General features: G+C 69.3%; 14 protein-coding genes. 9 read left to right on the forward strand and 5 right to left on the reverse strand.

Annotation, left to right across the window (positions count from 1 at the left end):
* Positions 1-258: 258 nt before the first annotated feature.
* Together OOT08_RS16755 and OOT08_RS16760 are read left to right on the forward strand one after the other, a co-directional pair.
* Entirely contained in the window at positions 259-666 is a 408-nt protein-coding gene (locus OOT08_RS16755) for an MmcQ/YjbR family DNA-binding protein (protein WP_325093964.1), read from the forward strand.
* Between the two features lie 5 nt (positions 667-671).
* Positions 672-908, forward strand: a complete 237-nt coding sequence (locus OOT08_RS16760; RefSeq protein WP_325093965.1) for a hypothetical protein — start codon at positions 672-674, stop codon at positions 906-908.
* A gap of 367 nt (positions 909-1,275) precedes the next feature.
* Here the strand turns inward: OOT08_RS16760 and OOT08_RS16765 are convergent, their stop codons facing one another.
* A complete protein-coding gene (locus OOT08_RS16765) occupies positions 1,276-3,099 on the reverse strand; it encodes an ABC-F family ATP-binding cassette domain-containing protein (RefSeq protein ID WP_325093966.1) in 1,824 nt (607 codons plus the stop codon).
* A 496-nt stretch (positions 3,100-3,595) separates the two neighbouring features.
* On the opposite strand from OOT08_RS16765, the gene OOT08_RS16770 reads away from it, so the two are divergent.
* The 3 genes from OOT08_RS16770 to OOT08_RS16780 are packed head-to-tail and all read left to right on the forward strand — an operon-like array spanning position 3,596 to position 6,822.
* The gene (locus tag OOT08_RS16770) at positions 3,596-4,981 is read left to right on the forward strand and encodes a quaternary amine ABC transporter ATP-binding protein (protein WP_325093967.1); all 1,386 of its coding nucleotides are present in this window, start codon (positions 3,596-3,598) and stop codon (positions 4,979-4,981) included.
* Positions 4,978-5,874, forward strand: coding sequence for an ABC transporter permease (locus OOT08_RS16775; RefSeq protein WP_325093968.1), 897 nt, complete (start codon positions 4,978-4,980; stop codon positions 5,872-5,874). Before OOT08_RS16770 ends, OOT08_RS16775 begins: the two co-directional genes overlap by 4 nt.
* Positions 5,875-5,925: 51 nt before the next feature.
* Positions 5,926-6,822 carry a glycine betaine ABC transporter substrate-binding protein gene (locus OOT08_RS16780; RefSeq protein ID WP_325093969.1) on the forward strand — a complete coding sequence of 299 codons (897 nt, stop codon included), beginning with the start codon at positions 5,926-5,928 and terminating at the stop codon, positions 6,820-6,822.
* Between the two features lie 112 nt (positions 6,823-6,934).
* Here OOT08_RS16780 and OOT08_RS16785 read toward each other — a convergent pair whose 3' ends face one another.
* Positions 6,935-7,519, reverse strand: coding sequence for a CG0192-related protein (locus OOT08_RS16785; RefSeq protein ID WP_325093970.1), 585 nt, complete (start codon positions 7,517-7,519; stop codon positions 6,935-6,937).
* 573 nt (positions 7,520-8,092) lie between these two features.
* Here OOT08_RS16785 and OOT08_RS16790 point away from each other — a divergent pair.
* Both OOT08_RS16790 and OOT08_RS16795 read left to right on the forward strand, forming a co-directional pair.
* Positions 8,093-9,493: a flavin-containing monooxygenase gene (locus OOT08_RS16790; protein ID WP_325093971.1), complete on the forward strand. Its 1,401-nt coding sequence runs from the start codon at positions 8,093-8,095 to the stop codon at positions 9,491-9,493.
* Positions 9,494-9,728: 235 nt separating this feature from the next.
* The gene (locus OOT08_RS16795) at positions 9,729-10,847 is read left to right on the forward strand and encodes a baeRF11 domain-containing protein (protein ID WP_325093972.1); all 1,119 of its coding nucleotides are present in this window, start codon (positions 9,729-9,731) and stop codon (positions 10,845-10,847) included.
* Positions 10,848-10,927: 80 nt separating this feature from the next.
* Here the strand turns inward: OOT08_RS16795 and OOT08_RS16800 are convergent, their stop codons facing one another.
* Entirely contained in the window at positions 10,928-11,446 is a 519-nt protein-coding gene (locus OOT08_RS16800) for an aminoacyl-tRNA deacylase (RefSeq protein ID WP_325093973.1), read from the reverse strand.
* Between the two features lie 12 nt (positions 11,447-11,458).
* Positions 11,459-12,232, reverse strand: a complete 774-nt coding sequence (locus OOT08_RS16805) for an SDR family oxidoreductase (RefSeq protein ID WP_325093974.1) — start codon at positions 12,230-12,232, stop codon at positions 11,459-11,461.
* Positions 12,233-12,311: 79 nt separating this feature from the next.
* Here OOT08_RS16805 and OOT08_RS16810 point away from each other — a divergent pair, with 79 nt between their 5' ends.
* Positions 12,312-13,061, forward strand: coding sequence for a glycerophosphodiester phosphodiesterase family protein (locus tag OOT08_RS16810; RefSeq protein ID WP_325093975.1), 750 nt, complete (start codon positions 12,312-12,314; stop codon positions 13,059-13,061).
* Positions 13,062-13,184: 123 nt separating this feature from the next.
* On the forward strand, positions 13,185-13,559 hold the full coding sequence (locus tag OOT08_RS16815) for an RNA polymerase-binding protein RbpA (RefSeq protein ID WP_325093976.1): 375 nt from the start codon (positions 13,185-13,187) through the stop codon (positions 13,557-13,559).
* Here OOT08_RS16815 and lnt read toward each other — a convergent pair.
* On the reverse strand, positions 13,556-15,052 hold a 1,497-nt coding region (gene lnt / locus OOT08_RS16820), incomplete at its 5' end, for an apolipoprotein N-acyltransferase (RefSeq protein WP_325093977.1). The two genes, OOT08_RS16815 and lnt, sit on opposite strands and share 4 nt — an antisense overlap.

Below are 15,052 nucleotides of genomic sequence, written 5' to 3' on the forward strand. Positions count from 1 at the left end.
GATCCCGCGCCGCCTGCTCAGCCGAGCGGGCCCGAGCTGGCGAACACGGGCGGGTCCGCTGGCTTGCCGTGGTTGCCCGGGGGAGCGGCGCTCCTCCTGGTTCTGAGCGGGGCGGTGCTCGTGCTCCGCCGCCGGGCCACCGCCGAGTAAGGCTCGCCCGGGCCGAAGAGAGCCTCAGCGTGGCGTGTCACTTCCGTTTCGGAAGGGGCACGCCACGCTGTTCTGCCGTGTCGAGGGGTGCGCGGGTATTCTGAGGGAGTGAGTGCCCCCGACGGAATCCCCGGAACTGACCTTGCCCGGCTCGCCGCGGAGCGCGCCCTGGGTCTGCCAGCGACAAGCCTGAGCCACCCCTTCGGACCGGAGTGGGACGTCTACAAGGTTCGCGACCGAGTGTTTCTCCTGATCACGGAGCACCTGGGGGAGCAGATCGTCACCTGCAAGGCCCGCCCCGAGGACGGACGTGCCCTTCGGGAGGCCTTCGCCGAGATTTCCCCCGGCTATCACATGAACAAGCGGCACTGGATCACGATGCGTCGGGGGAGCGAGCTCGAGCCCGCGCTCGTCAGCGACCTGGTCACCGAGTCGTATCTCCTCGTTGTCGAGGGCCTCCCGCGGCGGTTGCGTCCCGTTGATCCCGAGCGCTTTGGGCAGGAGTCGCCCCAGTAACCCTTGTGCGTATTGCGCATCTCGATCAGACTTGTCGCATGCTTCCCAGCTGTTCGGGGATTGCCGCGGGCTTTCTCGCGTGCGCGATTCTCGCGTTGCTGGGGCTGCTTGCCCTCGCGATCCGGGCATTTGCACTGATCCGCGCGATGGGCACGCGACTCGGCAACCCCGTGACGCCTCGCGGCAGCGGCAGCGGTGCCGAGCCCGGGGCGCTGCCCGGACGTGAACAGCGGCGGCACTGACCCCGTGCGGCGTCACCGAGCTACGGGGAGCGCGTTTCAGCGCCCTCGGATTCGTAAAGCTGACATAATATAGATTATCAGCTGAATGATCGTGACGGGGATTCCGAGGGCAACCGCGACTGTTCCGCTGTGTTGCTTCGTGCGGGCCACGCGCGTGCTCGTGACGCACCGGGTGACGGTCATCGGCAACACGAAACGTGGTTTAGCGATCACCTCGGAGGAAGCCAAGCGAAGCTCTCGCACGTGCGCCCAGGCGGTTCCTGGCGACGCGGCGCGGTCGCACAGGTGGGATTCCCGCCCTGACGCCCGGAGGATCGTTCCTGGGCAACGCCCCTGCCGGAGACGGCACACCGCCGCGGAGATTATGTCAGCTTTCTCGGGTCTCGGGATGGCCTGGGGCATCGGCCCGGACCGGATTGAGCTCAAGCTGGGCACCCGTCCAACCGCGACGAAGCCAGCGATCGTGCGAGGCGACGATGACCTCGCCCGGGTAGTCCACGATCGCCTGTTCCAGGGCGGTCACGAGCGGCAAAGACAGGTGGTTCGTCGGCTCATCCAGCAGGAGCACCCGCGGGGGCTTGGCCAGCAGGATCGCCAGCTCCAAGCGCCGTTGCTGGCCCAGGCTGAGCACCCGCACCGGCTGCCCCTCGTCACGGCTGGCCAGGAGCCCAAAGGTCCGCAGCGGAACCGCTTCCGCGAGTGCCTCCCCCACGGCATCCTCGTAGGCCTGCCGCGCGGTCCGTTCGGGGCCGCGCCCGCGGGGATCTGGCACGCTGACCTCCTGGGTGAGCAGGCCGATGCTGGTGTCGTCCGGCGCGGCGAGCGCTCCGGAGCTCGGCGGCAGGTGCCCCGCAATCAGACGGAGCAGCGTCGATTTTCCGGCGCCGTTTGCGCCCGTCACGAGCAGCCGCTCCCCCGCGTTCAGCTCGAAGGACACCGGATCGAGGCGGCCCCGCACGGCGAGGGATGTCGCGGCAATCACGGGGGCCGCGTCGTCGCGCACTGGCCCCGCGCCCAGCGGCTCGCGACGGGTCGGCACGCCCAGGAACCGCAACTCCTCGGGTGGTTGACGGATCTGGCGGGCCTCCAGGTCCTCGAGCCGGCTTCGGGCGTCGTTCACCCGCCGGGCGACGACCCGAGCATTCCGATCCGAGTAGAACTTCTGCGCCGCACGTGTCTCGGTGCGTGGCTTCCAGTCCGCGTGCCCCACCTGCTGACTGGAGCCGACGCCCGCGCGAAGCTTGGCCAGTTCGTGTTGCTCGTCTCGATACCGCCGCTCCCAGCGGGACCGCGCCTCGGCTCGGGTGCGCAGATAGTCGCTGTAGCTCCCCGTAAAGCGCGTGATGCCGTATCCCGAGCCCGCCTCGCGCCCCGGCGACGCCGCGTCCCTCGCCGCCGCACCCGGCTCCCCGGCCTGCGGCTCCTCGTCGGTGGCGCTCAGCGGGAGTTCGGCGGGGTCCAGGTCAACGATGCCCGTGGCAACCTCATCGAGGAAGGCGCGGTCGTGGCTCGCAAAAAGTACGGGGCCGCGCCAGGCAAGGAGCGTCCGCCGGAGGTGCTCGGTCGCCGCGTCGTCCAGGTGGTTGCTCGGCTCATCCAGCAGGAGCACGTCCGGGTCACTCAGGAGCACCCACGCGAGGGAAAGCCGCGCGCGCTGACCGCCGGACAGCTCCGCCACGCGCCGGGTCAGCGGCAGCGCCCCCAAGCCCAGGCCCGACAGCATGGCCGCGATGCGGGCATCCGCGGCCCAGGCGTCGAGGCGCTCGGCCTCCTCGAGGGCGGCGGCGTAGGCGGCCACGGTCGCGGGATCATCCGCGCGCTCGGCAAGCTCGTTCGCGCGCGCATCCACCGCCGCGACCGCCCGCCTCGCTGGGGCGACGGCGCTCTCGACCGCCTCGGCCACCGTGTCGTCGACGCCAAACGGGGCCTCCTGATGCAGCAGGCCGATGCGCGCCGCGCCGGGGCCGCGCCCGTGCACGGCGAGCACGGATCCGGCGTCCGGCTCGACGAGCCCGGCCGCGATGCGAAGGAGCGTCGACTTCCCGGAGCCGTTTTCGCCGATCAGCCCGAGCCGCTCCCCCGCGGGCACGGTCAGGCTGACATCAGTGAGGACGCGCCTGCCGGCGAAGGTCACGGAGATGCCGTCGAGGCGGAGGTGTGCGCGTGAAAAAGAAGTGTGCTGCGTTGACATGAGTGTCCCTCAGATCGGGTCGTTCCCGCCGGGCCGGGGCCACGGGGCGGGTGGGAAGCACTCAGAACTTCATGGCTCCAGCATACCGGGCTTCCGCTCCCCCGCAACCGCCTTTCCGGAATCTGAGGCCTCGCCGCGCCACGCCCTCGTAACGAAGAGGTAACAATGAAAAGCCCAGATCAAAGCGTCTTTCATTTCGAATACATGGCCGCGTGGGCCTGCATATCAGTTGTGGAGGTCCACAAAGCTTGTTAGCGTGGTGTGTGGCTTTCGTTAGCCACACAACCAGTCCGCGAGCACCGTTTCGACCTTTTCGGGGCGGTGAGCGTATGGTCTGGAGCAGGTGGTCAGCGTCCCGATGACGCTGCGGCTGGGTCCTCGAAACCGGGTAGTTGTGCGACTGTGCACCTCGGATGCATTCGGCCCCGGCAGTCCCGCTCCGACCCGGCCACAACCAATCCGCAGCGGAGCCTCGTCTCCCGCGGTGCAAGGTTTCATGTCTCAGACTCCGACAGTACCTCCGTCGACCCCGTCGGCGGACCCCGTTCATTCTCAGCCGAGCCCACCGGCCGGCACCGAGGACACCCCCGGGGAAACCCGTCCGATCGCCGTCAAGGCCTCCGGACTCTTCCGTGTGTTCGGCAAACGCCCCAAGGAGGCCGTCAAACGCCTCCGCACCGGGGCCAGCCGCGAGGACGTTGCCCCGCTGGGCACCGCGGCCGTGATCGACGCCAGCTTCGAGGTTCGCCGCGGCGAGATCTTCGTCGTGATGGGCCTCAGCGGTTCCGGAAAGTCCACGCTGATCCGGATGCTCAACGGCCTCCTGGAGCCAACGGAGGGCTCCGTGCAAATCTTCGGCACCGAGATTGCCGGCATCACCCCCAAGCAGTTGCGCGAGGTGCGCAAGGAACGCATCTCGATGGTGTTCCAGCACTTCGCGCTGCTCCCCCACCGCACCGTGCTCGACAATGCCGCCTACGGCCTCGAGGTACAGGGCGTCCCCCTCGCCGAGCGCCGGGAGCGTGCGATGCGCGTCATCACCCGCGTCGGCCTCGCCGGAAACGAAGAGCGGCTGCCCTCGGAGCTCTCCGGTGGCATGCAACAGCGCGTCGGCCTCGCCCGCGCCCTCGCCGCAGACACCGACATCCTGCTCATGGACGAGGCGTTCTCGGCGCTGGACCCGCTGATTCGGCGTGAGATGCAGGAGCAGCTCGTTGAGCTGCAGCAGGAACTCAACAAGACCATCGTCTTCATCACCCACGATCTCAACGAGGCCATGTTCCTCGGCGACCGCATCGCGGTGATGCGCGACGGGAAGGTCGTCCAGGTCGGAACCCCCGATGACATCCTCACGGATCCCGCGAACGACTACGTCGCGCAGTTTGTGCAGGACGTGGATCGCGCCCGCGTGCTCACCGCTGCGAGCGTCATGGAGCCGCCCCGCTCGGTCGTGCTCGGCAGCGCCGGGCCGCGCTCCGCGCTCCGCCAGATGCGGGACCTGCAGACCTCCGCGGCCTTCGTGCTCGGACCCGGGCGCACCCTGCTCGGCGTGGTCCGCGATAAGGACGTGCTCCGCCAGGTGAAAAACGGCGAAACCGACCTCATGCGCATCGTGCGGAAGAACCCGCACACGGTCACCCCGGACCAGTACCTCGTCGACCTCTTTGAGATGGCCGCCGAAAGTTCGCTGCCCGTGGCCGTCGTGAGCGAAGAAAACCGCCTGCTCGGCGTCATCCCCCGGGTGACGCTGCTCGCCTCGCTCGCCAACGTCCCCACGACCACGACGGAGATTCCAGTGATCGAACCCGCCGCAACCGTCTCCATTGAGGTGGCGACCGCCACCCTCCGCGAGGCCGACGAGCGAGAGGAGAACGGCGCATGAACGACAGCTTCCGCCTCCCCCTGGGTGACTGGGTCGAAACCTTTGTCGACATCCTGACTGGCTCCCTGCAACCCATATTCGATGTGCTTCGCGCGATCTTCCTCGGCTTCTACGAAGCCCTGAACTTCGTGCTGCAGACCCCGCCGTTCTGGGTGATTATTCTCGTGATCGCCGTGCTCGGCTTCCTCGCCAAGGGCCCGCTCCTCGCGATCGGTTCCGCGGTGGGGCTCATGCTGATCTGGTCGGTGAACCAGTGGGCCAATGCGATGGACTCGCTCTCGCTCGTCCTCGTGGCCAGCATCATCGCCGTCCTGATCAGCGTTCCGCTCGGCATCTGGTCCGCGAAATCTGACCTCGTGTCCAAGATTATGCGTCCGATTCTCGACTTCCTGCAGACGATGCCCGCCTTCGTCTACCTGATCCCCGCCCTGATCCTCTTCCGGGTCGGAGTCGTGCCGGGAATCGTCGCCACGATCATCTTCGCGCTCGCTCCCGGGGTTCGCCTCACGGAGCTCGGCATTCGCGGCGTGGACCGCGAGGTCGTGGAGGCCGGGCAGGCGTTCGGCTCCTCCCCCGGGCGCATCCTGCGCCAGATCCAGCTGCCCCTCGCGATGCCCAGCATCATGGCCGGCGTCAACCAGGTCATCATGCTGTCCCTGTCGATGGTCGTCATCGCCGGGATGGTCGGAGCGGGCGGGCTCGGTGGTCAGATCGTGACCAGCCTGAACACGATCGACGTCGGCCTCGGCTTCGAAGCCGGAATGTCGGTCGTCGTGATCGCCATCATCCTCGACCGGTTGAGCGCCACGCTCGCCTCACCCAAGAAATTCGGGCTCCGCGGGAAAAGCTCCGCCGAGCCCCAGCCGGAGCCCCAGGCCGCCGCGGCCGCGTAGCTCCCCCAGCAGACCCGTACGACGCACCAATCGCTCACACGAGAGGGAATTATGAAACACGCACGCACACTCACGAAGCTCATCGCCGTCGCCGGCATCGCCGCGCTCGGCCTCACCGCTTGCTCTGCCCCGTCCGACTCCGGCGGTGAAGCGGGTGGCGAACGCACCGACCTCACCCTCGCCGTCTTCAACGGCTGGGACGAGGGCGTGGCCACGAGCTGGCTGTGGAAAGAGGTGCTTGAGGAGGAGGGCTACTCCGTCGAGCTGAAGAACGCCGACGTCGCGCCCGTCTACGAGGGCCTCGCCTCGGGCGACTACGACTTCACCACCGACATCTGGCTCCCCGACACCCACAAGGTGTACATGGACAAGTACGGCGAGGACGTTGAACTGCTCGGCGCCTGGAACAGCGACTCCAAGCTGACCCTCGCGGTGAACGAGGACGCGCCCATCGACTCCATCGATGAGCTGAAGGCGAACGCCGACAAGTTCAACAACACCATCATCGGCATTGAGCCGGGTGCCGGGCTCACCGCCGCGATGAACGAGCGGGTCATCCCGGAGTACGGCCTGGAAGACATGAAGTTCATCACCTCCTCCACCGCGGCCATGCTCACGGAGCTGAAGGCAGCCACCGACAAGGGTGAGAACATCGTGGTCACGCTCTGGGAGCCGCACCGCGCCTACAGCCAGTTCCCGGTGAAGAACCTTGAGGACCCGAAGGGTGCCCTGGGCGGAACCGAGACGATCAACTCGGTCGGCAGCAAGAAGTTCGTCGAGGAGGCCCCGCAGGCCACCGAGTGGCTGCGCAACTTCACGATGGAAACCGAGATGCTCTATGACCTGGAGCGCGCGATGTTCATCGACTACGACGGCACCGACTACGGTCCCATCGTGCAGAAGTGGATGGAAGACAACCGCGAGTACGTGGACGGGATGACGAAGTAACGCACGTCACGACGCGTCTCGCACCAGAGACGAGAGAGCGGGCCCGGGGGGAACCTCGGGCCCGCTCTTCGTTGTGCGCGAGGGAGCGCGCGAGAAAAACGTTGTGCTTTTCCTAGGCCTCGGCGGAGGCCGCGACGAAGGCGTAGCGCCCGGGAGCGGAACCGTCGAGGGGCGTACGGATGTCACCGACGAGGCCGCTGGGGTGCTCACTGTCGGTGAGCGGGCGTGGGGTGCGCAGAATCGCCCATCCCGTCTCGGGAGCTGCGTCGCCGGAACCGCGGACGGTGACACCGGCTGCGCGCTCGACTTCCGTGCCGTCGTCCTGAATGACCATGAGCGGAGTCTGCGTGTCCGCGTCCCGGATCACCCGTTCCAGTTCCGCGATGAAGACGGGGTCGCCGGTCGCGTCGTACACGTACCGGGTGCCGAGCACCGAGTGCTCCATCGTGCCCACGAGAACGTTACGCAGCTCGGGCACCGCTGCGCCGCGATAGCTGAGCGGTACCTGTTGGACGGGACCGGAACCGGAGCGCACCAGGTGCACTTCGATGCCGACCTCTCCCGCAGGGTCGTCGAAGCGGTATGCGCCGACGAGGACGACGTCGCCCGCACCGTCACGCCAGGGCTGCTCGGGAAGCCAGCCAGCAATGATCTCACGCTTTCCCGGGGTGAGTTCCGCCTGATAAATGATCGACATTTCTGCAGTCTATTCGAGCCGCACGCACCCCGCCTCCCCGCACCTGCTCCGAGGGCGCCGGGCGTCCGGAACGCCCCGCATCTGGCTGGCTGTGGGCGATCGATCCTGCTCGGTCACCGGCGAGCCAGGGGCCCGGCCACCGCCGAGCGGGTGGCACACTGCCGCCCCTCACACCGGGTGCGTCCGAACACTCAGCCCGCCACGCCCCATCGGATCCAGACCCCTTCCCGGCGACGCTCGCCCCCTGCTCCCCCAGCACCCCCAGCGCAGCCGGAAACTCACCGAGAAAACCCCGCGTCGCAAGCAGACGCCCTCTATCTCAAATACATATCAATCCGGCCGCTTTGCTTCGTTGACATTAGTCAATGACCATCACCTGATAGTCTTGAGTGGTAGGTTCCGGGCCAAAACCAGAGAATCTCCGCCCCTGAGCCGCCGCGACACCGGCTGGCGCTCGGGCACGTTCGATCGATTCTCTGTTCGTTTCCCGGACCGCGCCGCGCCCGCTGGCGCGCGCGAGGCTGGGGAGTCCCGGCGCCGATGCGAGATGAATACGTGAGTGAATTGAGAGATATGCAGCAGAAGCGAATTGCGATTATTGGATCCGGCCCGAGCGGAATGGCGCAGCTCCGGGCATTCGAATCCGCCCGGCGCGCCGGGGCGGACATCCCCGAGATCGTCTGCTTCGAGAAGCAGGCCGACTGGGGCGGCCAGTGGAACTACAGCTGGCGAACCGGCATCGACGAGCACGGCGAGCCCGTGCACTCGAGCATGTACCGGAACCTCTGGTCGAACGGCCCGAAGGAAGCCCTCGAGTTCGCGGACTACTCCTTCGACGAGCACTTCGGCCGCCCCATTGGCTCCTACCCGCCCCGCGAGGTCCTCTGGGACTACATCAGCGGTCGCGTGGAGCGCTCCGATGTGCGCAAGTACGTCCGGTTTAGCACGATCGTGCGCTGGGTCACCGAAGACGAGGCGACCGGACAGTTCCACGTCACGAGCGAGCACCTCCCCGACGGCACCACCGAGACCGAGGTCTTCGACGAGGTCATCGTCGCGACGGGCCACTTCTCGTTCCCGAAGACTCCCGACTTCGACGGCATCGAGACCTTCACCGGTCAGATCATGCACGCGCACGACTTCCGCGGGGCCGAGGGCCTGCGCGACCGCCGCGTGCTCCTCATCGGGGCCAGCTACTCCGCCGAGGACATCGGGGTGCAGGCGTTCAAGATGGGCGCCGAGCACGTCACGCTGAGCTACCGCACCAAGCCGATCGGCGTCGAGTGGCCCGACCAGATCGACGAGCGCCCGCTCGTCACCCACTTCGACGGGCAGACCGCGCACTTCTCCGACGGGACGAGCGGCCACTACGACGTGGTTATCCTCTGCACCGGCTACGCGCACCACTACCCCTTCCTGCCGAGCACCCTCGCGCTCGACGCCCCCAACTCGGTGTACCCCGGCGGGCTGTACCGCGGCGTCGTCTGGCAGGGCAACCCGAAGCTGTTCTACGTCGGCGCACACGACCAGTGGTTCACCTTCAACATGTTCGACGCGCAGGCGTGGTACGTCCGCGACCTGATCCTGGGCCGCACCGAGATGCCCGACGCCGAGGCCCGCCAGCGCGACATCGATGCCTGGCTGCAGCGCTTCGACGCGATCGCCTCCGCCGAGGATGAGGTCCGCTTCCAGGCCGACTACATCCGCGACCTGATCGAGCAGACCGACTACCCGCCCTTCGACCTGGACGAGGTCGTGGAGATCTTCCTCGCCTGGAAGCACTCGAAGCAGGAGAACATCCTCGGCTACCGCGACTACGCGTACCGCTCCGTGATGACCGGCACGATGGCCGCCGAGCACCACACCACCTGGCTCGCCGAGATGGACGACAGCCTGGAGCGCTACCTGGGCCCCGGCGGGCTGATGCCCCCGGAGGACGACCTGCGCGACAACCCCCTGACGGCGAGCCGCTAAGCCGCTCCCCCGTCACCACGAGGACGCGCCGCCCGGTTTCCGGGCGGCGCGTCCTCGTTTCTGCGTTGCTCCCTGACCGTGCGGTGCATATCAGGACTCCCCGAGGAAAAACCAGTATCTTTTCACCCCCAAAGTGGGCAGAGTAGAGACACACACCCCGGGTGAGTGAACCCGTCGGGGTGATGCTGAGGCCGGGGCCGCTCGCGGTTCCGCCGTATCGAGAGGGGAACCATCCGTGTATACCGATATTCCGCAGCGCGAAGAGATCGAGCGACTGGCCGCCGCCGAGAACGAGCACTCCGTCACACTCGTGCTCCGGTCCAGTCCGGTCACCTCCGAGGCGGAGCGGCTCCGCATCGAGTTCAACAACCTCGCCTCCGAAGCGGTGTCCGCCCTCCGCGCCCGCACCGAGGGCAAGGCCAACGGCGAGGCCGCGGACGCGGTTGAGGCCCTGCTGCGCGAGCTCCACGAGGACCAGGAGTTCTGGCGCTTCCAATCGCACAGCCTCGTGGTCTTCGTGACCCCCGAGCAGATCGTGAGCTACCGGCTTCCCAACGCCCTCGACTCCGAGTGGTTCGCGGGGAAGCACTTCCGCATCGTGCCGCTCCTGCGCACGATCACCTTCCCGCATGAGGCGAGCGTGCTCGCCCTGAGCCAGAAGGCGACGCGGCTCATCGCGATCGGCCCGGACCACCCGGGCACCGAGATCCCGGTTCCCGACCTGCCCACGGATATCCTGGACACCTTCAACGTGTCCGATCCGGGCACGCAGTCGCACCAGCGCCGCCTGCACGGCCCCGAGGGCCAGTCGGAGCGGCTCCGGGCCTACGCCCGCTCGATCGACCGGGCCGTGGCCCCCGTCGTGCGCGCGACGCGGCGACCGCTCATCATCGCGGCGACCCAGCCGCTGCTCGGCGAGTTCCGGGCGCAGAGCACGATGCCGAAGCTCCTCTCGGAGGCGATCGAGGGCAACCCGGATGAGCGCAGCGCCGCCGAGCTCGACGCGGCCGCCCGGGACATCCTGGATCGGCACTACGAGGAGACGCTCGCCGAGTGGACCGAGCAGTTCCAGAACCGGCAGGCCTCCGGCCGGGCCGTGACGGATCTGAGCGACGTCGCCCGCGCCGCGGTGGCCGGGGCGATCCAGACGCTGTACCTCGACCTCGCCGCGCACCCCGAGGGCACCCTGGACCGCGAGTTCGGCACGATCAACACGGAGCCGGAGCCCTGCGAGAGCCTGATCGATCGGATCGTCGCGCAGGTGCTCGCGCACGGTGGCCGCGTCCGGGTGCTCCGCGCGGGCCAGGTGCCCGGCGGCGGCCTGCAGGGGGCCGAGGTGCGCTTCTCCGTCTAGTCGGAAGCTTCACCGCGGCTGAGGGGGCGGGTCCGCACGCCGGGCTCGCCCCCTCAGCCTCCTCAGGAGCCCGCGTCTCCTCAGGAGCCCGCGTCTGCTCGGGGGCTCGGGGAGGCGATCGGGGCAAAGCTCGCGCCGAGCGCCGTCGCGAGCGCCTCGGGCGCGAGCCGCAGCTCCAGCCCCCGGCGACCCCCGGACACGTACATCTCGGCGCCCGCTCGGGCGCTCGCATCGATCACGGTGCGGTGTCGGGTGCGCTGCCCGAGCGGGCTCATCCCGCCCCGGACGTAGCCGGTGCGCCGCTCCGCGACGTCGAGCGGGGCGAGCGCCACGGATTTCACGCCGAGCGCCCGCGCCAGCTCGCGGAGGTTCAGGGTGCCCGCGACCGGCACAACGCCGACGAACTGCTGCGCCCCGTCGGTCACGAGCAGTGTCTTGAACACGCGCCCAGGCGGCACCCCCAGGGCCGCGGCGACCCGGAGACCGACCTCCGGCCCCGCGTCGTCCACCTCGACCCGCTCCACGGCGTAGGGCACGCCGAGCCGGTCCAGCTCCGCCGTCGCCGGGGTGCCGCCGCGCTCAGCGCGCCGCTTCGCCACCGCGGACCGAGCCTAAGCCTGGCCCTGTGCGAGGAAGTCGGTGACGTCGCCGACGTAGCGGGTGTTTTCCGCGGGCACCGGCTCGACGGCGGCCAGGGCCACCTCGGCGGCAAACTCGGACACGTTGTACAGGCGACCAGCGGCCTCCTTGCGCTCGCCGATCGCGCCGGGGTTCGCGCGCTCCAGCAGGGTCGCCGTGATGGTGCCCTCGATCATGTCGCCCGAGACCACGACGAACTCGATGCCGCGCTCGGCGAGCTCCGGGATGCGGGCGCGCAGCGCGTCCTCGCCCGCGCGCTTGGACAGCGCGACGGGGAGGTACTCCGGCATCGTCTCGACGGTGCGGATGAAGTGGGCCTGGTGGCTCGTGACGAACACGACCCGAGAGCCCGGGGCGAGCAGGGGCAGCGCGGCGTCGAGCACGCGCAGCTGCGAGTCGCGGTTCAGCACGAGGGCGTAGTCCTCGCCCATCCCGCTCTCCATGCCGCCCGAGGCGTTCAGGACGAGCACGTCGAGCCCCCCGAAGGCCTCCTGGACGGAGGCGAACATCGCGTCAACCGAGTCCTGCTCGGTCAGGTCGGCGCCCTCGACGAGGACGCGCCCCCCGTGCGCGGCGAGGCCGTCGGCCAGCTTCTGCGCCCGGGCGGCCTTGTTCCGGTAGTTGATGACGACGTCAGCGCCGGCCTCGGCAAAGTAGGTCACGGTGTCCGCGCCGATGCCGCGGGAGGAACCCGTCACGAGGGCGCGTTTTCCGGTGAGCTGGTTCGGGGCGAGGGGGTTGGACACGGGGTCTCCTTGCGATAGCGTTCAGTGGTTCGGCGCACGCGCCAGAACTAGAGTAGTCGAGAAGCAGAAACGGAGTCGCATGTCTTCCACGCGCGCCGCGGTCAGGGTGCTCGCCCACCGGGGGTTCGCCGCCCCGCACGGACTCGGCGACGAGAACACGCTCCCCGCCTTTGCCGAGGCGCTGCGCGCCGGGGCCGACATCCTAGAGAGCGATGTCCGGGTCACCGCAGACGGGGTGCCGGTGCTGCTGCACGACGCCGAGTTCCTGCCCGCGGGCGAGCGGACCCCGCGGGCGATTCACGCGACGGCGTTCGCGCAGCTCGCGGGGCTCCCCCTGCCCGGCGGCGCGACCGTGCCGGGCCTCGCGGAGGCCCTCGCCGCCTTCCCCGAGGCGCACTGGAACCTCGACGTGAAAGAGGCGCAGGCCGAACGCCCCATCGCGTCGGCGGTGCTGCGCGCCGGGGCCGCGGAGCGGGTCCTGATCAGCTCCTTTTCGAGCGCCCGGCGGCGACGCACGCTCGCGAGCATCGGGCCGGGGGCGCGCACGAGCGCCTCGGTTCCCGAGGCCGTCGCGATCCTGCTCGCCGCCGCCGCGGGCGGCGCGGGGCTGGCGCGGCTTGCCCGCGGCATGGACGCGGTGCAGCTCCCCGAGACCGGCGTCGGCGGCAGGCTCCTCACGCCCCTGGTCATTGAGCGGATCCGCGCCACGAACACCGAGGTCCACGTCTGGACGGTCAACGATCCCGAGCGGATGCGGCACTGGATCGCCGCCGGGGTCGACGGGCTGATCACGGACCGCACGGACCTCGCGACCGCGCTCCGCGGCTGACACCCTCGCGGCCCGCCGCCGCGAACCTCGGCGCACCCTGTGCGTTCGCTGTACTTGTTCGCCCCGAGGGACTGTTTTCCGAGGCGCGCTGGTTGTACCCTGCAAGCGAGGGAAGGAAGTGTTATGGCTGAACGGACCTTACGCGGTGCCCGCATTGGCACCACGAGCCTGCAGGGCGAAGAGGGAATCGAGTTCTCGGCGCGTCAGGCGGTGGAGTACCGCACCGACTCCGGGCGCAGCTTCCGCGTGCTGTTCGACGCTGACGCCACCCCGCCCGATGAGTGGCTCGACCAGCCCACCGGCGAGATGGGCTACATCGATGACGCCGCCGGCACGGCCGCCCGCGAGGAGCAGGCCGAGAAGGACGCCGCGCAGCGCACGCACTGGGACATGCTCCTGGAGCGCCGCAGCCGAGAGGAGCTCGAGGAGCTCCTGGACGAGCGGCTGCGCCTCCTGCGCGAGCGCCGCGGCTCGGCCGCCCCGAAGAGCAAAAGCTAGGCCGCCCCGCCGTTGCCGTCCGCGGCACCCGGACGTTCGGGTGCCGACGCAGCCGAGCCCGCCTCGGCCCGACGCTCGCGGCGGATCCGCGCGCGCCCGGACAGCGCGGTCGCAGTGGCCGCCGCCAGGAGCGCGAACGCCAGCGCCAGGATGACCCCCGCAATGCCCTCGCCGAATCGCATCGCGGGGGTTTTGCCGTCGTAGAGCGGCACGGTCTGCACCATCGTGTCCGCGGTGAACGGCTCCAGCTGCTCGAGGGAGACCCCGGACGGGAGCACCACGGCGCTCGTGCCGACCGTCGAGACGTTCACGAGCACCCGCCCCGTCTCGATCGCGCGCAGCCGGGCGATCTCGAGCTGCTGGGCGCTCTGATCCGTGCGCCCAAAGTCCGCGTTATTCGTCGGGGCCAGCAGGATCTGCGCGCCGTCGTCGATCATCTGCTGGGCCTGGTCGTCGAACACGATATCGAAGCAGATCGCGACCCCGGCCGCCAGGCCGCCGATCGTGAGCACCGGGCTCCGGGTGCCCGCCGTGTAGTTCAGCCGCACGAGGTCTACGAGGTCGGGCACGATCGCGTGGAAAAAGTCGCGATTGGGCATGTACTCGGCGAACGGCACCGGGAAGCGCTTGTCGTAGCGCTCGGTGAGCCCCAGACCCGGCTCCCAGAGCAGCAGCGAGTTGAAGTACTCCTCTGCGCCCGTGGCCCGGTCTCGATCCCGCAGGATGGTGCCCGTGAGAATCGGGGCGTCGGCGCGCTCGGAGAGGGAGCGGAGCACGGACGAGGCGAAGGGATCGCGGCGCAGGTCCAGGTCCCCCGCGTTCTCGGGCCAAACGATCAGATCGGGCTGCCGCGCCACGATGCGTTCCGTGGCGAGGGCGTGCTTCTCGAAGATGTCCCCGGGCTTGCGGTCCGCGAAGATCCCCGCGTCCGCGTTGCCCTGCACGGCGGCCACGGTCGTCTCGCCGACCTGCGGCAGGGGGTAGGTGGGCACCACCATCAGCAGCGCGACCGCGAGGAGCCAGGCGGCGCCGACGCGCAGCGTGCCCGGCGCGCGGAACTCACGCCGCCAGCCGCGCAGCCGGAACGGCTCCGCGCGCGAGGCGAGCAGGGCAATCGGCAGCGCGACGAGCGCAACGACCAGACAGCTGAGCCCCGCGAAGCCCAGCCAGCCCGCGAGGGTCGCGAAGGGCCCCGTCGACTGCGTGTGGGCGATCCGGCCCCAGGAGAAGCCGCCGTAGGGCAGCGTGGACTGGCCCAGTTCCTTCGCGGTCCAGAGCGCCGCGACGGCGACCGTGAGCCCCGTGACGCGCAGCCAGCGGGGCAGCGCTCCCCCGCGCCAGGGCACGGCGGGCAGCCAGCGCGTCACCGTGCCGATGGCAAGGCCGAGCAGCGTCACCCAGATCGTCATGGCGGTGCCGAGCGCGAGCCACGGGATGAGGCCGAGGTAGAGCGTCAGCCACGAGATGTGCGGAAACCAGAAGGCGGCCCCGGT

It is taken from the genome of Leucobacter sp. M11 (assembly GCF_035726885.1).
Classification (GTDB): Bacteria; Actinomycetota; Actinomycetes; order Actinomycetales; family Microbacteriaceae; genus JAPFRB01.